Annotated in this window: 19 protein-coding genes; 17 read left to right on the forward strand and 2 right to left on the reverse strand. The window is 36.3% G+C overall.

Annotated features, from left to right (window positions below; translation table 11 throughout):
• Positions 1-37: 37 nt before the first annotated feature.
• The 7 genes from CP355_RS00740 (at position 38) to CP355_RS00770 (ending at position 6,461) form a co-directional block, all read left to right on the forward strand.
• On the forward strand, positions 38-727 hold the full coding sequence (locus CP355_RS00740) for an ECF transporter S component (protein WP_025005743.1): 690 nt from the start codon (positions 38-40) through the stop codon (positions 725-727).
• 102 nt (positions 728-829) lie between these two features.
• Positions 830-1,297 carry an SAG1386/EF1546 family surface-associated protein gene (locus CP355_RS00745; RefSeq protein WP_025005744.1) on the forward strand — a complete coding sequence of 156 codons (468 nt, stop codon included), beginning with the start codon at positions 830-832 and terminating at the stop codon, positions 1,295-1,297.
• Between the two features lie 52 nt (positions 1,298-1,349).
• The gene (gene cmk / locus CP355_RS00750) at positions 1,350-2,024 is read left to right on the forward strand and encodes a (d)CMP kinase (protein WP_025005745.1); all 675 of its coding nucleotides are present in this window, start codon (positions 1,350-1,352) and stop codon (positions 2,022-2,024) included.
• A gap of 71 nt (positions 2,025-2,095) precedes the next feature.
• The gene (gene rpsA, locus CP355_RS00755) at positions 2,096-3,307 is read left to right on the forward strand and encodes a 30S ribosomal protein S1 (RefSeq protein ID WP_098036275.1); all 1,212 of its coding nucleotides are present in this window, start codon (positions 2,096-2,098) and stop codon (positions 3,305-3,307) included.
• 67 nt (positions 3,308-3,374) lie between these two features.
• On the forward strand, positions 3,375-4,682 hold the full coding sequence (gene der / locus CP355_RS00760) for a ribosome biogenesis GTPase Der (protein WP_087176181.1): 1,308 nt from the start codon (positions 3,375-3,377) through the stop codon (positions 4,680-4,682).
• A 169-nt stretch (positions 4,683-4,851) separates the two neighbouring features.
• A complete protein-coding gene (locus CP355_RS00765) occupies positions 4,852-5,127 on the forward strand; it encodes an HU family DNA-binding protein (RefSeq protein WP_003547110.1) in 276 nt (91 codons plus the stop codon).
• 86 nt (positions 5,128-5,213) lie between these two features.
• On the forward strand, positions 5,214-6,461 hold the full coding sequence (locus CP355_RS00770; protein ID WP_098043675.1) for a tetratricopeptide repeat protein: 1,248 nt from the start codon (positions 5,214-5,216) through the stop codon (positions 6,459-6,461).
• Positions 6,462-6,501: 40 nt separating this feature from the next.
• On the opposite strand, the gene CP355_RS00775 is transcribed toward CP355_RS00770, so the two are convergent.
• The gene (locus CP355_RS00775) at positions 6,502-7,389 is read right to left on the reverse strand and encodes a YitT family protein (RefSeq protein WP_087176180.1); all 888 of its coding nucleotides are present in this window, start codon (positions 7,387-7,389) and stop codon (positions 6,502-6,504) included.
• Positions 7,390-7,480: 91 nt separating this feature from the next.
• On the opposite strand from CP355_RS00775, the gene CP355_RS00780 reads away from it, so the two are divergent.
• Positions 7,481-8,680 (forward strand): CCA tRNA nucleotidyltransferase, encoded by a 1,200-nt coding sequence (locus CP355_RS00780; RefSeq protein ID WP_025005749.1) that lies wholly within the window; start codon positions 7,481-7,483, stop codon positions 8,678-8,680.
• 34 nt (positions 8,681-8,714) lie between these two features.
• On the opposite strand, the gene CP355_RS00785 is transcribed toward CP355_RS00780, so the two are convergent.
• A complete protein-coding gene (locus CP355_RS00785; protein WP_025005750.1) occupies positions 8,715-9,407 on the reverse strand; it encodes a hemolysin III family protein in 693 nt (230 codons plus the stop codon).
• Positions 9,408-9,511: 104 nt separating this feature from the next.
• On the opposite strand from CP355_RS00785, the gene CP355_RS00790 reads away from it, so the two are divergent.
• From CP355_RS00790 to xerA, 9 genes are all read left to right on the forward strand, one after another.
• The gene (locus CP355_RS00790) at positions 9,512-10,360 is read left to right on the forward strand and encodes a DegV family protein (protein ID WP_087235574.1); all 849 of its coding nucleotides are present in this window, start codon (positions 9,512-9,514) and stop codon (positions 10,358-10,360) included.
• 2 nt (positions 10,361-10,362) lie between these two features.
• Positions 10,363-10,593: a YozE family protein gene (locus CP355_RS00795; RefSeq protein WP_025005752.1), complete on the forward strand. Its 231-nt coding sequence runs from the start codon at positions 10,363-10,365 to the stop codon at positions 10,591-10,593.
• Positions 10,594-10,639: 46 nt separating this feature from the next.
• Entirely contained in the window at positions 10,640-12,235 is a 1,596-nt protein-coding gene (locus CP355_RS00800) for a sodium:proton antiporter (protein WP_098043676.1), read from the forward strand.
• Between the two features lie 22 nt (positions 12,236-12,257).
• Positions 12,258-13,109 carry a ribosome biogenesis GTPase YlqF gene (gene ylqF, locus CP355_RS00805; RefSeq protein ID WP_056945444.1) on the forward strand — a complete coding sequence of 284 codons (852 nt, stop codon included), beginning with the start codon at positions 12,258-12,260 and terminating at the stop codon, positions 13,107-13,109.
• Positions 13,099-13,854: a ribonuclease HII gene (locus CP355_RS00810; protein ID WP_025005755.1), complete on the forward strand. Its 756-nt coding sequence runs from the start codon at positions 13,099-13,101 to the stop codon at positions 13,852-13,854. Before ylqF ends, CP355_RS00810 begins: the two co-directional genes overlap by 11 nt.
• 59 nt (positions 13,855-13,913) lie before the next feature.
• The gene (dprA, locus tag CP355_RS00815; protein WP_025005756.1) at positions 13,914-14,762 is read left to right on the forward strand and encodes a DNA-processing protein DprA; all 849 of its coding nucleotides are present in this window, start codon (positions 13,914-13,916) and stop codon (positions 14,760-14,762) included.
• A 70-nt stretch (positions 14,763-14,832) separates the two neighbouring features.
• The gene (topA, locus tag CP355_RS00820; RefSeq protein ID WP_087176177.1) at positions 14,833-16,947 is read left to right on the forward strand and encodes a type I DNA topoisomerase; all 2,115 of its coding nucleotides are present in this window, start codon (positions 14,833-14,835) and stop codon (positions 16,945-16,947) included.
• A gap of 21 nt (positions 16,948-16,968) precedes the next feature.
• Entirely contained in the window at positions 16,969-18,285 is a 1,317-nt protein-coding gene (gene trmFO, locus CP355_RS00825; protein WP_025005758.1) for a methylenetetrahydrofolate--tRNA-(uracil(54)-C(5))-methyltransferase (FADH(2)-oxidizing) TrmFO, read from the forward strand.
• A complete protein-coding gene (xerA, locus tag CP355_RS00830; RefSeq protein ID WP_098043677.1) occupies positions 18,285-19,193 on the forward strand; it encodes a site-specific tyrosine recombinase/integron integrase in 909 nt (302 codons plus the stop codon). The genes trmFO and xerA overlap by 1 nt, the downstream gene beginning before the upstream one ends.
• Positions 19,194-19,200: the final 7 nt, after the last annotated feature.

Below are 19,200 nucleotides of genomic sequence, written 5' to 3' on the forward strand. Positions count from 1 at the left end.
GAGCAATAGACCTTTTTTGTAGGAAGGAAAGTAAGTCATGAGTAAATCTAGAGCAAATGCTACAGGATTAGCTAATATTATTGCGTATGCGTTAATTGGGTGTATTGCCTTTGTGGTAATGAAATTTGAGTTTCCAATTATCCCTGGCGTAGGCTTTTTAAAGTTTGATTTTTCAGATGTAATTATTACAGTTGGAATGTTTATCTTTGGAGCTGTTCCAGGTGTAATTATTGCATTAATTAGAATGGTGTTAAGCTTGATTTTTGCTGGTTTTGCTTTACCAAGTGTAGTAGGTGAAATTGCAGCTTTTCTTGCTTCGATGTCTTTCTCTTTGCCATTTTATTTCTTTAGTAAGAATGTTACGGTTGAGAATAGAAAAACTAAGATGGGAATAGTTAAACCAATGTGTGGATTAATTATTGGTATTCTGGCAATGACCTGTGTGATGTCTTTAACTAACGCATTTATTTTGACTCCAGTATATGCAGTAACTGCGGTTCCTAATTTACCTGCGATTAATAGTTATGGTGCTTTGTATCACTTCACTGAAAAGGTATATCTAGGTCAGTTATTACATTTACCATCTATGCAAGCTTATATTTTTACGATTATAGTGCCATTTAATTTATTAAAAGGTGTAATTAACAGTGTCGTTGTATATTTGCTTTTTGAGGCAACTATTAAGACGATTAAGCCATTTGTACGAAAAAGATTTAATTTGAATTAAAGTAAAATCCCATTAACTTTTTAAGTTGATGGGATTTTTCATATTCAAAGACTATTAAAGTATGCTAGAATTAATCCGTTAAGTGAATGGAGGAATTTACAGATGGATAAAAAATCAACAGGGCCATATCAACACTATGAACGGCCAACTGAAAAGCGAAGTTCACAGGATAAGCAGCCCAGTGGATCTGCTAGATGGATTGCAGTTATTGTGATTTTAGTTGTTATATTAATTGCATTAATCCCAGTTGTTCATCGTTTGTCATCAGGCCATTCTGAAAAAGCTGAAGAAGTTCAAACAGTTAAGAAGGTTTCTTCTAAAAAGTCATCTAAGGCAATTAAATCATCAAGTAAAGCTAAAAAGACTTCATCTTCAGCTAAGAAGAATTCTGTTGAGACTAGTTCAAGTTCATCTCAAAAGACTGAACCTAAGACTTATTTAGTTAAAGATGGTGATACTTTAACTAATATTGCAGAAAAATATGGCATGACTGTTGATCAATTAGCCAGATTAAATAATCTTAAAGATTCTTCAAACGTCAATGTTGGCCAAACACTTAAATTGAGATAATCTTTCAGAAAGGGTAAAAGAGGTCGAGCAGTAAGATCTCTTTTTTATTAAAATGCAAGTAGCAGTAGATGGACCTGCATCAGCAGGTAAAAGCACGGTTGCTAAAATCATTGCTAAAAAGCTGTCTTACGTTTATATAGACACTGGTGCAATGTATCGTGCATGTACAGTTATTGCTCGTAATCATAAGCTAGATTACGGGGATGAAGCAGGAATTTTGCAAGCTATTGATGAAGATGGAATTGAATTGAAATCTGAACATGGTGAGCAAAAGGTGTATGTAGCAGGAAAAGATGTTTCTAAAGAAATTAGAACACCAGAAATTTCTGCTAATGTGTCACAAGTTTCTGCCTTGCCTAAAGTACGAGAAAAAATGGTTAGTTTACAACGTCAAATGGCAGGTAAAACTGATGTAATCATGGATGGTCGTGATATCGGTACGACCGTTTTACCAGATGCGGAAGTAAAGATCTTCTTAGTGGCTTCTGCTAGATCTCGTGCTGAGCGTCGACTTTTAGATTTTAAAGAGCGCGGCATTGAATCTAATCAGACAGTGGATGAAATCGAACAAGATATTGCAGCAAGGGACTATAAAGACTCACACCGCAAGATTTCACCATTAAAAAAGGCAGATGATGCAATTGAAATTGATACTACAAATATGTCAATTGAGCAGGTTGTAGACGCAATTTTAGCCGAAATCGAAAAAAGTCAAAAAAATTTTTAAAAAAACAGCACAAAATAGTAGAAAAATATCAAACTTTCCTTTAAAATGGGACATGATATTGGGAGGTACATATGTCAGAAAACAGTAATCAATTTTTAGACGCATTAAAGCAAATGCAAGGAGTTGAGGTCGGAGATATTGTCGATGTCGAAGTATTAGACGTTGAAGACGGCCAAATCGATGTTGGCGTTGTAAACGCTGGTGTTGAAGGCGTTATTACTCGTCGTGAATACACTTCAGATCGTAACGCAGACTTACATGATTTAGTTAAGCCTGGCGACAAGTTCAAGGCCTTGGTATTAAGAAGAGCCGGTGGCGATAAGGAAAATGGTGAATTCTTCTTCTCAGTTACCCGCTTGAAGGAAAGAGAAGCTTACGACAAGTTACAAAAGGACTTCGAAGAAGGAAATGCTATCGAAGGTACTGTAACTTCATCAGTTCGTGGTGGTTTACTTGTAGATGTTGGTACACGTGGTTTCTTGCCAGCTTCATTAATTTCAAACCGTTACGTTTCAGATCTTAAGCCATACATTGGTAAGACTATGAAGCTTAAGATTACTGAAATTGATCCTAACAAGAACCGTTTGATTCTTTCACACAAGGATTTAGTTGAAGAAGAACGTGAAGAAGCATTTGATAAGGTTGCATCACAATTAGTTGTTGGTGACGTTATCGAAGGTAAGGTTTCACGCTTAACTAACTTCGGTGCATTTATCGATGTCGGTGGTGTTGACGGTTTAGTTCACATTTCAGAAATTTCTTACAAGCATGTTGATAAGCCAAGTGATGTTTTGAAGGCTGGTCAAGATGTTAAGGTTAAGGTCATTGGTATTGACAATGACAGACATCGTATTTCCCTGTCTATTAAGCAAACTGAACCTTCACCATTTGAACAAGCTACAGCTGACTTAAACGAAGGCGATATTTTTGAAGGCGAAGTTAAGTCATTAACTAACTTTGGTGCATTTGTTGAAGTTACTGACGGTATTCAAGGTTTAGTACACGTTTCAGAAATTTCAAACAAGCACGTTGACAAGCCAAGCGATGTTTTGAAGGTTGGTCAAACTGTTAAGGTTAAGGTTTTGAACATTGACCCAAGTGACAGAAGAATTTCACTTTCAATCAAGGCTGCTGACTCAAACGCTTCTTCATCAGATAACCACAGTTCTCGTCCACATCGTTCACGTAACGAAAACTCAGTTAACAAGAAGTACATGGGTGACAACGATAACGGCTTTGCATTAGGTGATATCATTGGTGACCAATTAAAGGACCGTAAGTAGTCATTTCTGTTAAAAAAGCCGACTCTGTGTCGGCTTTTTTATTTTTATATTTTTAAAGGAGGGGCATATGGCTTTACCAGTTGTTGCAATCGTTGGACAACCAAATGTAGGTAAATCTACACTTTTTAATAGAATAATCAATCAACGCTTAGCAATCGTAGAAGATAAACCCGGTGTTACTCGTGATCGTAATTATGCTCAAGCTGAATGGATGGGCCATAAATTTGATTTGATCGATACAGGTGGTATTACCTGGGAAGGCGGAAAAATCGAAGAAGAGATCCGTGCACAGGCTGAGATTGCAATTGAAGAAGCAGATGTCATCGTGATGTTAACTAATGTAGTAAATCATGTGACTGATCTTGATGAAAGAATTGCACATCTTCTTTATCGCACTAAAAAACCGGTAATTTTAGCGGTTAATAAGGCAGATAATCCTGAGCAAAGAAATGATATTTATGATTTTTATAGTTTAGGATTAGGTGATCCAATTCCTGTCTCTAGTAGTCATGGTACGGGAATCGGTGATTTGCTAGATGAAATAGTTAATGATTTTCCAGCAGAAAAAGATAGCGAAGCTGATGACGTCATTTCATTTAGCGTAATTGGACGACCAAATGTAGGTAAATCTTCAATTGTTAATAAATTATTGGGTGAAGATCGAGTAATTGTTGCAAATGAAGAAGGTACTACTCGTGATGCAGTTGATACGCCATTTACTAAAGACGGAATTAAATTTAAAGTTGTAGATACTGCTGGTATTAGAAGACGTGGAAAAGTCTACGAAAAAACCGAGAAGTACTCTGTCTTGCGAGCTATGGCTGCTATTGAACGCTCAGACGTGGTTTTACTTGTTCTTGATGCAAGTACAGGCATTAGAGAACAAGACAAGCACGTGGCCGGATATGCCCATGAAGCAGGGCGCGGAATTATCATTGTTGTAAACAAGTGGGATTTACCAAAGAAAAATAGTACTAGTGCTAAAGAATTTGAACGCGAGATTAGAGCTGAATTTCAATATTTGGATTATGCTCCAATTTTGTTTGTTTCAGCTAAAACTGGTCAACGTCTTGATCAAATTCCATCAATGGTTAAAGAAGTTTATGACAATCAAAATCAACGTATTCAATCAAGCGTGTTGAATGATTTATTGCTTGAAGCAAGTAAGTTAGTTCCAACACCAATGGTTAAGGGAAAGAGATTGCGCGTTTACTATATGACACAGGTAAGTACCAATCCACCAACTTTTGTTGTTTTTGTCAATGATCCAGAATTAATGCACTTTTCTTACGAACGATTTTTGATTAATCAATTGCGACAAAACTTTGATTTTGCTGGAACTCCGATCAAAATTCTTCCACGTAAGAGAAAATAATGAAAAAAACACCAATATTTTGTAAAAATCCTTGTTGTAACAGGGGTTTTGTGATATTTTGGTTTCTAGGAAACAATGATTAGTCTAGATCTAGATCATTATTCCTTGTTTTTTCAAAACAAAGAAAAAACTTTGAACTTCGGGTTCAAATTCAGGAGGTGAAATATTTATGGCAAATAAAGCTGAATTAGTTTCTGAAGTTGCTTCAAAGACTAAGTTAACCAAGAAGGAAGTTGCTGCTGCTGTTGATGCTATCTTTGGCTCAATTCAAGACAACCTTGCTAAGGGTGAAAAGGTACAATTAATCGGTTTTGGTACTTTTGAAGTACGTCACCGTGCAGCACGTAAGGGTCGTAACCCACAAACTGGTGATGAAATCGAAATCCCAGCTAGTGAAGTACCTGCATTTAAGCCAGGTAAGGCTCTTAAAGAAGCTGTTAAGTAAGATACTTAACCTTAGTTTAAAAAGACGTTGGACTTTGTTCCAGCGTCTTTTTTTAGTACAATTAAAGTCTGACTGGAGGCAAAATAATGAGTTATTCAGAACAATTACTTGATTCAATTCAAAACCATGATTTTTCACAAAGCAAAAATCTTTTAAAAGAAGCATTAGATAAAGATGACCCTGAAATTTTATCTTCTTTAGCGGAAAATCTGACCGATTTAGGATTTACAGATTTAGCTAAAGAAGTTTATCGCGCTTTAATTGCAAAATTTCCTCAGGAAGACTTATTTAAAGTCTATTTGGCAGAAATTATGCTTAATGATGGAGATGAAGATGATGGTCTCTCGCTTCTGTATGGCGTTTCTAAAGAGTCTTCAGCCTATCTGGATAGTTTACTTGTACAAGCAGATTACTACCAAACAAGCGGCTTAATTGAGACAGCTAAAGATAAATTGCTTCAAGCTCTTAAACTTGCTCCAGAAGAGGATGCAATTAAATTTGGATTAGCTGAACTTGACTATTTAAGTGGAAACTATGAACAAGCCTTATCTTTATACCAAGATTTAATTCAGCGCCAGAAAACTTTTGGTGAAGTTAACCTAAATCAAAGATTAATTGCTACTAACGCAAAATTAGGCAATTACGAAGCAGCCGCAAAAATTATTAGAGAGCACAGCAGTAGCCTGCTAGATATTGATAGCAAGTATGAAGCTGGGCTAGTAATGCTAGCTGTTGGTGATGATGATAAGGCTATTAAGCTATTAGACGAAGTAATAGATCAAAGTCCTGATTATGTCAATGCTTATCCTTTACTTGCTCAAGCTTATGAACATAAGCATGATAACGAGCAAGTATTGCGCAGCGTACAAGCAGGATTAGCCTATAATGAATTAGATGAAACTCTTTATTCAATGGGGGCGCGTGCAGCCGCAAATTTGAATCAGTTGGACACTGCGGCAGATTTGCTCGAGAAGGGGCTTAAACAGGCGCCTGACAACAGTGAATTACGGATGCAACTATCTAACCTATATTTGCATCGACACCAGAATAAGCAAAATATTGCCTTATTCAAAGACTTTGATAATGAGAACATTGATGCTCAAGCTCACTGGAATATGGCTTTGTCATATGAACGTCTAGATGATACAGAAAAAGCACAAAGTGAATTTTTATTGGCTTATCCAGATTTTAAAGAGAATCCAGATTTCTTGCATCAAATGATTATGTTCTTTAGTGTTCAAAACAATCCTGATATTACTAAACAGTTATTGCAAAAATATCTTGAATTAGTACCCGAAGATATGGAAATGCAAGATTTGTACAATAATTTGTAAAAAATAAACGTCTGAGAAAATTGCTTTTCTCGGACGCTTTTTATTTACGGATTAATAAGTGATGCCGTTTTTGCTTATATGTAAATCCTTCACCTAACGCTTCGTGAACTTCAATAATTGACACAAATGCATTAGGATCTTCCTGCCTAATTAGTTGTTTAATAGTCGCTATTTCTCTAGGAGACACGACTACGTAGATTACTCGTTTATCATCTTGTTTATAACCACCTAGAGCTTTAAAGTAAGTAAAACCACGATCAAGTTTTAAATCAATCATTTTACCAATTTGTTCATACTTATTAGAAATAATTAATAAACCACGTGCACTATAAGCACCTTGTTGTACAGTATCCATTACGCGTGATAAGACAAAAGAAGCAAGCAAAGTATACATCATATGCTTGAGATCTAGATAGGACAGGGATGCAAATAAAACTACAGCATCACAGAATAGCAGCATTTTGCCAGATGAAATGCCAAATTTGATTTGACAAATTCGAGCAATAATATCAGTCCCGCCAGAGGTACCGTTATATCTGAAAACCAGCCCTAAACCTATACCTGAGAGTACACCTGCTGAAATTGCAGAAAGGAAGAGGTCGTGTTCTAAATCTAATTGTTTTATAATAGGTACTGAACGCCAAAACCAAAGAAAAAAGGAAAGGCAGAGCGTTCCCCAGATTGTATAGGTTAATAAGCGTTTGCCCATAAAACGATAACCTAATATGATTAATGGGATATTAAGTACTAGGGTGGAAAGTCCCATATTAATATTCCAAAAATGGCGTAAGATAAGTGAAATACCACTTATTCCACCGTCGGCTAATTCATTGGGAACTGAAATGATTTCCAAGCTTAGTCCATAGATGGCACATCCTAATGCAATCATAAAGATATCAATCGCGGTAGATTTATTGATTTTAAGCATAATGATTACCTCCTTTATGTCTTTCCCTTCATTTTAACAAACTAAAAGTGAAAAGTTATAAATAAAGAAATTAAGAATTGAGATTTTGCTAATGATTAAAGTAGATAAATTACCAGAAGTATTTATTAAAGCAATGCCGGTTTTACAGATTTTAGAAGATGCCGGCTTTGAAGCATATTTTGTCGGTGGTTCAGTGAGAGACCTTTTACTTGATAGACATGTTCATGATGTAGATATTACTACTAGTGCCTATCCTGAAGAAGTTAAAGAGCTTTTTGAAAAGTCGATTGATACAGGAATTAAGCATGGTACGGTAACCGTTTTGTATGGCGGTGAAAGCTATGAAATTACCACTTTTAGAACTGAATCTGGTTATCAAGATTTTAGAAGACCAGATCATGTTACATTTGTACAAAACCTTGATGAAGATTTAAAGCGCAGAGATTTTACAATTAACGCACTAGCAATGGATCTTCATGGGCAAATTGTTGACCTGTTTAATGGTATAGAAGATTTAAAAAATCATATTATTCGTGCGGTTGGTGATCCTGAAAAGAGATTTCATGAAGATGCATTAAGAATGATGCGGGCAGTTCGTTTTACCAGTCAATTAAAATTCAATTTGGAAGAAAAGACTGGACAAGCAATTAAGGATAATCATGAACTTTTAAAGAAAATTTCGGTAGAACGAATTCGGGATGAATTTGTAAAGATGGGATTGGGTCCTCATTCAAGACAAGCTTTTCAGATTTTCCTTGATACGCAATTAAGTGAAGATGTTCCTGACTTTGCAGGAAAAAAAGAATTACTGCAAATTTATCCACGTTTGCAGTTTAGTCCAACTCTTGAAACAAGTTTGTGGTCATTGATTATTATTCTACTTAAGCTTCCTAATGAAGAAATCAGTCGATTTATGCGAGATTGGAAAAATTCTAATGCTATGACTGAACAGGTAGGACGTATTATTAAATTCTTTGACCTTATTTCTGATTATACTCCGAATGATTATGAATTATTCCAAGCAGGTGAAAGGACAATAATTAATACTATCGATGTGGCTCATATTTTGGGACAGCCTGTTGCTTCGGAAGCGTTGGTTGATCGTTATATGGCTTTGCCGATTAAAAAGCCAGCTGAGCTTGCAATAGATGGACGCTTTTTAATTAAGCATGGGATGCGTCCTGGTGCTCAATTAGGACATACTCTTAATCAAATTAGAGAATTAGTAGTTTCAAGCAGATTAGAGAATAGTCCAGATGCAATAGAAAAGTATTTAGAAAATTTAGATTAACTAAAAAAGATGTATCAGAATTGATACATCCTTTTTAAACGTAAAGTAAAACGGAAAAATACATTAAAATTGAACCTAACATGACGAATAAATGCCAAACCGTATGGATAAATGGCACATTACGCATACTGAATAAAATCGCTCCGACCGTATAAGCAATACCACCACTGACTAATAGCCAAAAGCCTGTTGGGCTAAGACGCACATACAAGTATGAACCGGATAAAATTACTAACCAGCCCATAGCAACGTAAAGTACGGTGTCGAGAATTACATGCTTTCCCCGGTTGAAAATATAATAGATGATCCCAAAGATCGTTAATCCCCAGATCAAGCCAAATAATGTCCAACCCCATGCACCGCCAATTGCAACTAAAGAGTATGGGGTATATGAACCTGCAATCAAGAGAAAAATTGAAGAATGGTCGAAAATCTGGAAGACATTTTTAGCTCGCGTAAAAACTAAACTATGATATAAAGTTGAAAACAAATATAACAAGACTAGGCATGAACCATAAATAGTAAAAGTTACTATGCGCATGGGACTGCCAGTATGTGCAGCTTTAACAATTAAAACTACTAAGCCTGCAACAGCTAGACCAAAGCCGATGCCATGTGTAATAGCACTAAAAATGTTATCAAGTAAATAGTATCTTTCCGATCTTAATTTTGGCTCCTGCCAAAGTTTTTTCATTTTTGTGATGCAACAATCCAACAATCCAATCATTCCTTTTTTCTTCTGGAAAATTTTTGATATACTAACTATATGTTACTTGCTCATATTTTATCATAAAAATTAAAGTGAGCATCTTAGAATAGGGGTCGAATACATTGTCAAAAATTAAAATTATGACAGATTCCTCAGTTCAATTAACTGAAGAAGAAATAAAAAAATATGATATTACTGTTGTACCTTTGTCAGTAACTATTGATGGTAAGACATATGTTGACGGTGTAGATATTACTAGACGCGACTTTATTGAAAGAATGGATGAAGGCAGTGATGTGCCTAAGACCAGTCAGCCTCCAATTGGTCGCTTTGTAGAAACAATTAAAAAGTTGACTGCTGATGGCAGTGAAGTGTTAGGAATCTTTTTGGCTAAGTCTCTTAGTGGAACAATCGATGCCGCTAAGCAAGCAGCTCAAATGGTTCCTGATGCTAAGGTCGTATGCCATGATTCTGGTTATACAGATCGAAGCGAAGGCTATGAAGTCCTTGCTGCAGCTAAAGATGCTCAAGCAGGCAAGTCTATTGATGAAATCTTGGATCATCTGAAGAAAATGGAAGACAATATGTATTTGGAAATGATGATTCCTGATTTAACCAATATTGTAAAAGGCGGCCGACTTGGAAAATTGGCTAGTCGTGTAGTCAGCATGTTAAATATTAGAATCTTCTTGCAAATGAAGAATGGGAAAGTCTTAGTACCTAAAAAGGGACGGGGCAAGAAATTCACCGAAAAGTTTAATGATATGTTGGTTGACCAATTGAAGGAATTGGGTGATCAGGTTAAGCAAGTAGGTATTTCATATGTTGATACACTAGATGATATGGAAAAATTAGCTGCTCGTTTTAAGGAAGTAAATCCTAATTTAGATATTTTGATTCGAGAAACTAGTCCAATTATTATTACTCATGCAGGTCATGGTGCCTACGCAGTTATGTTTTATACGGAGTAAAAATGGCTTATCGAGAAAGTTTTTATCGTTATTTGATGACGCAGCGTGATGCGGATTCTTCAGATGAAATAGCACAATTTGCGAATAACGCACAGCATGATCTGACTTTTCCTAAGCAGGAACAAGATTATGAAAAATTGTCAGATTATTTAGAACTTAATGCTAGTTATTTACCAAGTATGTCTATTTTTGATCGTGCATATAGAATGTACGAAGACAAAATGATGTATTAAGCCCAAGCCTCTGTTGCCTGGGCTTTTTCATTGGATGAGAAATAAAATGGAAGTAATGATTTTTATTGGAGTGCTCGTCTTTGCTGTTGCCATGGCAACGATGATCCAGCAACGATTTTTACAAAAAATATCAGTTAATTATATTGCCCTAGTTATTGGGATGGCAATTGCGTTAGTGCCGCAGACCAATCTTTTAATTGAAAATTTTAATTCAGAAGTCTTTTTGGGCTTGATTGTCGCACCGCTCTTATTTTTTGAGGGCCAAAGAACTCGGCTATATAGTATTTTACGTAGCTGGCGTGCAATCGTTGGCTTAACGGTAGTAATGATCGTGTTAGCAACAGTTGTAGCAGGATTGGGAGTTTATGCTATAGGACTTTCTCTGCCACTATCATTTATTTTGGCAGCTGTTTCTACACCAACAGATGCAACGGCAACTGAATCAGTCATTCACGGGCTAAAGCTGCCTAAAAAAATTAGTTTTTATCTTAAAGATGAATCTTTATTTAATGATGCGTCCGGTATTATACTGCTCAATATGGCAGTAGATTGGTATATTCATAAGCAGCTTCATGTTGGTGAAGCGATTATTGACTTCCTTTATTCTGCTGGTGGTGGAATTGTGCTAGGAATTTTAATCGCGGCTATTCTAGTCTTTTTGAGGCAAAAGAGCTTCAGATCAAAATACCATTTGGTATCTGATGTAAAGATGCCCATGGAAGTTTTATTCTTTTTGACACCTTTTATTATTTATTTTGTAGCTGAAGAAATTCATGTTTCAGGGATCATAGCTGTGGTAGCTGCGGGTTTACTTCACAACGTAGAATCTGAGCGTAGTCGTTTAACGAATGCATCGATTTTTTACAGTAATCACCAATTTTCACAATTAATAATTGATATTTTAAATGGTGCTGTCTTTTTGCTTTTAGGAATTATTATTATTCGATCAATGCGCGATGATGTTTTCAATCAACAGACGATTGAGGCAATTTTAATTGGTATAATTTTATATGTTGCGAATTTGGCAGTGCGCTTTTTCTATTGTCGATTTTCACCATCAATTAAAGGAAAAGTCAGTTCAAAGGACGCATTAATCTTTAGTTTAGGTGGAATTCATGGTGCAGTGACTTTTGCCTTGGCTTATACTTTAAGTGAAATGAGCGTTAATATTGCTGATTTTCATTTGATTTTAGTTAGTGAAATTGTATTGATTTTATTAAGTTTAATAGTTCCTACAGTTGTGTTTAGATTTATTTTGGAAAAAGACAAGCCTGATTTAGATCAAAGGAAAGAAGTAAATCGTGTACGCAAGGCGATGGTTCATTATGCACTAAAGCAGATGAATCAGGTTTATTTGCCTAAAAAGATTCGCAAGCAGCTAGAGTTCGATTTGCGAACACAAATGAATCAAACTTCTATTAAGGATTTTATTAGAGAAGTTAAATATACTGTTAAACAAAAAGAATTAACAGATGATCAAAAAGAATTTAGAGCGGAAGTTTATCGCTATGCTTTTAGACAAGAACGTAATTATTTAGGAAAAATTGCACAGCAAGAACAAGAGTATCGGCATGGCTTTTTGGTATTATATCGAGAAATTTTGATTGCGGAAGTAATTTTCTTAGGTGATGAAGAAGAATAATATTAAAGAAAGAAGAGATAATATGGCAACAATTCAATGGTATCCAGGTCACATGAATAAGGCTCGAAATCAGCTCGAAGACAAATTAGGCTTGATCGATGTTTTAGTTGAAGTTCTTGATGCTAGAATTCCCGAATCATCAAGAAATCCAATGATAGAAGAATTAGTAGGCAATAAGCCTCATATTATTATTTTGAATAAAGCAGATTTAGCTGATCCTGCTTTAACTAAAAAGTGGGCCACTAAATTAAGTGGACCAGGTAAATATGTCTTGGCTATTGATTCACTGCATAATACCAATATGCAAAAGTTAATCTCAATGGTTAAAAAAGCTGCTGCAGAAAAGACTAAAAAACTGGAAGCTAGAGGTGCCTCAAATCCTACGATTAGAATAGCTCTTGCAGGTATTCCTAACTGCGGCAAATCGACCATCATTAATCGCTTAGTAGGACGCAATGTGGCTGAAGTAGGTAATAAGCCAGGCGTTACGAAAGGCCAAAGATGGCTAAAGACCAGTAGTAATATTCAAGTTTTGGATACACCGGGTATCTTATGGCCTAAGTTTTCAGACCAAGAAGTTGGTTATAAGTTGGCTGCCTTTGGTGCAATTAAGGATAGCGTATTTCATGCTGATGATGTGGCTTTATATGTACTTGAGAATTTACGCCAGCACTATTTGAAAGATTTGACTAAGTTTTCTAAGTTAAATAGTGCAGATATTGAGAATTTGTCAGATCCGGATATTCTTTTAGCAATGACTGAAAAATATGGTATGCGTGATGATTATGATAGATTTTCACTATTTATGTTGCAGCGATTACGTAAGGGCGCAATTGGAAGAATTACGTTAGATAGGCCAAGCAATGACGATTAAAGAAGTAAAAGAATTATTATCATCAAATGATGTAACTGAGGCTCAATTAGCGGAATTAGAAAAAGATCCTCGGGTGGGCGTACAGAAATTAATAGTTAGTTATCGAAAAAAGCAAGCTAAGTTATTAGCAAAGAAAGAAGCTTTTTTAGAACGCTTTTCATATGAAAAACAATTTTGGCAAAAAGGAGAATTAGTCGCTGGCGTTGATGAAGTTGGTCGTGGACCTTTGGCTGGGCCAGTAGTCACAGCTGCTGTGATTATTGATCATAATTTTGATTTATTAGAAGTGAATGATTCTAAAAAATTAAGCCCTGAAAAAAGACTGCAACTTTATCCTAAGATTTTGTCAGAAGCTGTCAGCGTCGGAATTGGCGTCAAAAGTGCCGCTGTAATTGATCAGATTAATATCTATGAAGCAGACCGTCAGGCGATGGCTCAAGCAGTAAAAGCTCTTGATGTAAAACCTGATGCACTCTTGGTTGATGCTATGAATGTACCAATAGATATACCCCAAATTGAGTTGATCAAGGGGGATGCTAAATCCAATTCTATTGCAGCTGCGTCTATTGTTGCTAAGGTATTTCGGGATAAATTGATGGATGATTATGATAAAATTTATCCACAATATGGTTTTCCTAGAAATGCGGGTTATGGCACTAAGGAACATGTTGAAGCGTTAAAGAAATATGGTCCAACTCCGATTCACCGTAAGACTTTTGCTCCTGTAAGTGATTTTTTTAAATAAAATTCGATTTTAAAAGAAAAAAGCCTCTTTTTTTGCGTAATAAATAGTGGAGGCTTTTTATGAAAAAGAAAGAATTTTTATTAAGACTAAAATTGCAAAAGGGTGTCGGCTACGTAAAATTATTAACGATTACCAATCAAATGAAGCCGGGATTAGAAATTGAAATTGATGATTTAAACGAGATGGATTTATCAGAAAAATTGATAAATGCATGTCAATTGGCTTTTAATGATGATAAATTAGCCAAACTGACTAGCCAAATTGAGCGGCAATGTATTGTAATTAGTTTCTTTGATGAAGAGTATCCTGAAAAACTCCGGCAGATTTATCGTCCGCCTTTAATTTTATTTGCACAGGGAAATTTGTCTTTATTAAAGAAGGATATCGTAACGATTGTTGGTTCGCGTTATCCGACACGCTACAGTAGGGATGTAATTAATCGATTAGTTCCAAATTTGCTTGATCAAAATAAAGTAATTGCTAGTGGTTTAGCTAGGGGAGTAGATGCCTTGGCACATGAAGCCACTTTAAAAAATGAAGGTCGTACTATTGCCGTAGTTGGCAATGGCTTGAACCATTCTTATCCTACAGAAAATTATTCCTTGCAAGAGCAAATAAAAAATAATGGTTTAATTATTAGTGAATACCTGCCAGATACGCCGCCGAGGCCCTATAGATTTCCCGAGCGTAACAGGATTCTTGCTGGTTTGAGTGAAAGTATCATTGTTACAGAGGCTAAAGAAAAGTCTGGTTCACTAATTACTGCGAGCTTAGGATTACAAGAAAATAGAGATATTTATGCAGTCCCTGGTCCAATTACTAGTAAGTTGTCGGCAGGTCCTAATCAGTTGATTGAAGCGGGCGCTACACCAATTGTTGATTTTAAATTCAAAAACGAAAAGATTTGACAATTAACAAAGTATTATTTATCTTTGGACTGTATAAAGTAAAAAAAATATTTAAATAAGGAGGCATTTAATGCCTACTAAAGCAAAAAGTAAATCAAAAACTAAAAAACGTAAAAAAACTTTAGTCATTGTGGAATCTCCTGCAAAGGCTAAAACTATTGAAAAATATTTGGGTAGAAATTATCACGTTATTGCCTCAAAAGGCCATATTCGTGATTTACCTAAGTCTCAAATGGGGATTGACTTTGAAGATAACTATAAGCCAAAGTATATTTCCATTCGTGGCAAAGGTGACACAATTAAAGAACTTAAAAGCGAAGCTAAAAAAGCTAAAGAAGTCTACTTGGCATCCGACCCCGATCGTGAAGGGGAAGCTATTGCTTGGCACGTTGCGCATGCTCTTAATTTAGATGAGAATGCCAAAAACCGAGTAACTTTTAACGAAGTTACCAAAGATGCGGTTAAAGAAAGTTTTAAGCATCCACGAACAATCGATATGGATACTGTTGATGCTCAACAAGCTCGTCGTGTTCTTGACCGAATCGTAGGTTACTCACTTTCCCCAATTTTATGGGCTAAAGTGAAAAAAGGTTTGAGTGCTGGTCGTGTTCAATCTGTTGCTTTGAAGCTAGTTATTGATCGTGAAAAAGAGATTAAGAACTTCAAGCCTAAGGAATACTGGACAATTGATGCCGAGTTTGCAAAAGACAAAGAAAAGTTTAAGTCTGCTTTTTATGGTGTTGATGGCAAGAAGACAGAATTGCCAAATATTGATGCAGTTAAAGAAGTTTTAGCAAAGATTGATAAGAAGAAAGACTTTGTTGTTGAAAAAGTTGTTTCTCGTCAACGTCGCAGACAGCCTGCTGCACCATTTACTACTTCAACTATGCAACAAGAAGCTAATAAACGCTTAGGCTATAGAACTCGTAGAACTATGAGCATTGCACAGCAATTATATGAAGGAATTAGTCTAGGCAAGCAGGGCACTGTCGGTTTAATCACCTATATGAGAACTGACTCTAAACGAACTTCTCCAGTTGCTCAACAAGAAGCTTCAAAGTTCTTGCATGAAAATTATGGAGCAGAATTTGCTGCTAAGAGTCAAAGACATTTTAAGAATCAGGAAGATGCTCAAGATGCCCACGAAGCAATTCGTCCAACTAGCGTATATAGAACTCCTGAATCATTAAAGGATGTTTTAACTAAAGAGCAATACCGTTTGTATAAACTAATCTGGTCACGTTTCTTAGCTAGTGAAATGACTCCTGCTGTTTATGACACTGTTAGAGCAGATATTGTGCAAAATGGCGTAATTTTTAGAACTACTGGTTCAAAAATGAAATTTGCTGGTTTTACTAAAGTTTATGATAATCAGCAAGAAAAGAATGTTGAATTGCCAGACTTGCAAGAAGGCGATCAAGTTAAAATGACCAAGTCAGATAACAAGCAGCACTTTACTTTACCCCCTGCTCGTTATACTGAAGCTAGCTTGGTTCACGCTCTAGAAGAAAATGGTGTTGGACGTCCATCAACTTATGCACCTACAATTGATACCATTCAACGTCGCTATTACGTCAAGTTAGATGGTCGTTCAATTGTTCCAACTGAATTAGGTGAAATTGTTGATACATTAGTTGAAGAATTTTTCCCAGACATTGCTAATGTAGACTATACTGCTCATCTTGAGAATGAATTAGATGAAGTCGAAGATGGTAAAAAGCAATGGGTAAGTGTAGTTGACGAATATTACCAACCATTTAAGAAGGAATTGAACAAAGCAGATAGCGAAATTCAAAAGGTACAAATTAAAGACGAACCAGCTGGATTTAACTGCGATATCTGTGGTGCACCGATGGTAATTAAGATGGGACGTTATGGCAAGTTCTATGCATGTTCACGTTTCCCAGATTGTCGTAATACTAAACCAATTGTGAAGAAGATTGGTGTGGTTTGTCCTAAGTGTGGTAAAGGTGAAGTGGTAGAAAAGAAATCACGTAGAAATCGCAAATTCTATGGCTGTTCACGTTATCCAGAATGTGATTTTGTATCATGGGACAAACCAATTGGCAGGAACTGCCCTAACGATGGTCATTTCTTAGTAGAAAAGCATTCGAAGAAAGGACCAGTTATCTTGTGTCCAAATGGTGATTACCGTGAGGAACCACAAGAAAATGAAGATAAATAAGATTAAGAATAAGGTGATTTAATGCCCAAAAATGTAACTGTAATCGGAGCAGGTCTTGCTGGAAGTGAAGCAACCTGGCAATTAGCTAAGCGTGGAATTCACGTTGACCTGTACGAAATGCGTCCTCAAAAAGAGACGCCTGCACATGAAACCGGCGAATTTGCGGAATTAGTCTGCACAAACTCCATGCGTTCTAATCAGTTGTCTAATGCAGTAGGACTTTTAAAAGAAGAAATGCGTCATCTTGATTCATTGATTATGAAAGCCGCTGATAAGACCCAAGTTCCTGCTGGTGGAGCATTAGCAGTGGATCGTGACAGTTTTAGTAAATACGTAACTGATACTTTGCGTGGCTTAGATAATGTCACAGTTCATGAGGAAGAAATTACTGAAATTCCGGCAGAAGGCATCACTATTATTGCCACTGGTCCTTTAACCAGTGACGCATTGGCTGAGCAAATTCAGAAGTTTTCTGGTACAGATAGTCTGCATTTCTTTGATGCCGCTGCTCCAATTGTAGCTGCGGATTCAATTGATATGAATATTGTTTATAAAAAATCACGCTACGACCGCGGAGAAGCTGCTTACTTAAATTGTCCAATGAACAAGGAACAATATGAAAACTTCACTCGTGAATTAATTAAAGCAGAAACTGCTCAATTACATGGTTTTGAAAAGAATGATGTTTTTGAAGGTTGTATGCCAATTGAAGTTATGGCCGCTCGAGGTGCTAAGACGATGTTGTTCGGACCGCTTAAACCAGTAGGTCTGGAAGATCCTCATACCGGTGAAACACCATATGCAGTAGTCCAACTTCGTCAAGATAATGCTGCTGCTTCAATGTATAACATCGTTGGTTTCCAAACTCACTTGAAGTATGGTGAACAAAAGAGGGTCTTTTCTATGATTCCTGGACTTGAAAATGCTCGTTTTGTTCGTTACGGCAAGATGCACAGAAATACTTATATGGCTTCTCCAGACGTGTTGACTGCTAGTTACGAAGCTAAGAAGCGTCCTGGATTGTTCTTTGCAGGACAGATGACAGGTGTTGAAGGCTACGTTGAAAGTGCAGGAAGTGGCTTAGTAGCCGGAATTAACGCTGCACGTGAAGCTTTAGGTGAGGAGCCAATTGCCTTTCCTAAAGACACTGCATTAGGGTCAATGGCAAATTATGTTACTACTACTAGTGCCAAGCATTTTCAACCAATGAATGCTAGTTTTGCGCTTTTACCTGCCTGGGAAGGTAAGAAGATCCGTAAAAAGCGTGAACGTCACGAAAAAATTAGTGAACGTGGTATCGAAAGCATAGATAAATTTAAAGCGGAAGTTTTAGATTAATGTCAGAAAAACAAGATGAATTAACTCATTTTATTTCTTATTTGCAAAATGAGCGACATTATAGCGATTTAACTATTTCTTCTTATCAAACCGACTTGTTAGAAGCTAAAAAATTTTGGCAAAATAATGGTGGCTTTGATGGCTGGAAGAATGTGCAAGAACGTGATATTCAGATTTATTTACAAAATTTAGCTGATCGTAAATTAGCACGTAGCAGTCAAGCGCGACAAATGTCGAGTTTACATTCATTTTTCCGCTTTTTGACGCGAAGAAAATTTATCCAGATTGATCCCACACAGGGAATTGCCCTAAGACGTGGGGAGAAAAAATTACCAGAATTTTTTTACGAGAACGAGCTGAAGCAGGTATTTGACTCACTGAAAGGTAATCAGCCTTTGACAGTGCGTAATTTGGCATTATTTGAACTGTTTTACGCTACGGGGATGCGTGTAAGTGAAGTTAGCAATTTAACCTTGCATCAAATAGATCTTAATTTACAAACGATTTTGGTCCATGGTAAAGGAAATAAAGATCGTTACGTTGCTTTTGATGATCATACAAAAAAATCGCTAGTTAAGTATCTTGAAGATGCACGACCTAATTTATTAAAAAATGATGCTGAACAGCATGTTTTTTTAAGTAATTTAGGCAAGCCTTTGAGCAAACGCGGAATTGAATATGTGATGCAAAAAACTTTTAATCAGGCTGGAATAAGTGGAAAAGTTCACCCTCATGAGTTGCGTCATACTTTTGCAACCGCTATGCTTAATAATGGGGCGGATTTACGCAGCGTCCAAGAACTATTAGGACACAGTAGTTTATCTGCTACCCAGATTTATACGCATGTTACAATGGCGCATTTAAAATCAGATTATGAAAAATACTTCCCTCGTAATAAAGAAAGTTGAGGTTTAA

This window comes from Lactobacillus sp. UMNPBX4, assembly GCF_002554115.1.
Taxonomy (GTDB): domain Bacteria; phylum Bacillota; class Bacilli; order Lactobacillales; family Lactobacillaceae; genus Lactobacillus; species Lactobacillus gallinarum.

What these genes read in the sequence shown, in the direction of transcription:
- CP355_RS00780 (WP_025005749.1), top strand. Translation starts at nt 7,481, where the DNA reads ATGATTAAAGTAGATAAATTACCAGAAGTATTTATTAAAGCAATGCCG.
- topA (WP_087176177.1), top strand. Translation starts at nt 14,833, where the DNA reads ATGCCTACTAAAGCAAAAAGTAAATCAAAAACTAAAAAACGTAAAAAA.
- dprA (WP_025005756.1), top strand. Translation starts at nt 13,914, where the DNA reads ATGAAAAAGAAAGAATTTTTATTAAGACTAAAATTGCAAAAGGGTGTC.
- cmk (WP_025005745.1), top strand. Translation starts at nt 1,350, where the DNA reads ATGCAAGTAGCAGTAGATGGACCTGCATCAGCAGGTAAAAGCACGGTT.
- CP355_RS00765 (WP_003547110.1), top strand. Translation starts at nt 4,852, where the DNA reads ATGGCAAATAAAGCTGAATTAGTTTCTGAAGTTGCTTCAAAGACTAAG.
- xerA (WP_098043677.1), top strand. Translation starts at nt 18,285, where the DNA reads ATGTCAGAAAAACAAGATGAATTAACTCATTTTATTTCTTATTTGCAA.
- CP355_RS00740 (WP_025005743.1), top strand. Translation starts at nt 38, where the DNA reads ATGAGTAAATCTAGAGCAAATGCTACAGGATTAGCTAATATTATTGCG.
- CP355_RS00775 (WP_087176180.1), bottom strand. Translation starts at nt 7,389, where the DNA reads ATGCTTAAAATCAATAAATCTACCGCGATTGATATCTTTATGATTGCA.
- der (WP_087176181.1), top strand. Translation starts at nt 3,375, where the DNA reads ATGGCTTTACCAGTTGTTGCAATCGTTGGACAACCAAATGTAGGTAAA.
- rpsA (WP_098036275.1), top strand. Translation starts at nt 2,096, where the DNA reads ATGTCAGAAAACAGTAATCAATTTTTAGACGCATTAAAGCAAATGCAA.
- trmFO (WP_025005758.1), top strand. Translation starts at nt 16,969, where the DNA reads ATGCCCAAAAATGTAACTGTAATCGGAGCAGGTCTTGCTGGAAGTGAA.
- CP355_RS00795 (WP_025005752.1), top strand. Translation starts at nt 10,363, where the DNA reads ATGGCTTATCGAGAAAGTTTTTATCGTTATTTGATGACGCAGCGTGAT.
- CP355_RS00800 (WP_098043676.1), top strand. Translation starts at nt 10,640, where the DNA reads ATGGAAGTAATGATTTTTATTGGAGTGCTCGTCTTTGCTGTTGCCATG.
- CP355_RS00745 (WP_025005744.1), top strand. Translation starts at nt 830, where the DNA reads ATGGATAAAAAATCAACAGGGCCATATCAACACTATGAACGGCCAACT.
- CP355_RS00785 (WP_025005750.1), bottom strand. Translation starts at nt 9,407, where the DNA reads ATGATTGGATTGTTGGATTGTTGCATCACAAAAATGAAAAAACTTTGG.
- ylqF (WP_056945444.1), top strand. Translation starts at nt 12,258, where the DNA reads ATGGCAACAATTCAATGGTATCCAGGTCACATGAATAAGGCTCGAAAT.
- CP355_RS00810 (WP_025005755.1), top strand. Translation starts at nt 13,099, where the DNA reads ATGACGATTAAAGAAGTAAAAGAATTATTATCATCAAATGATGTAACT.
- CP355_RS00770 (WP_098043675.1), top strand. Translation starts at nt 5,214, where the DNA reads ATGAGTTATTCAGAACAATTACTTGATTCAATTCAAAACCATGATTTT.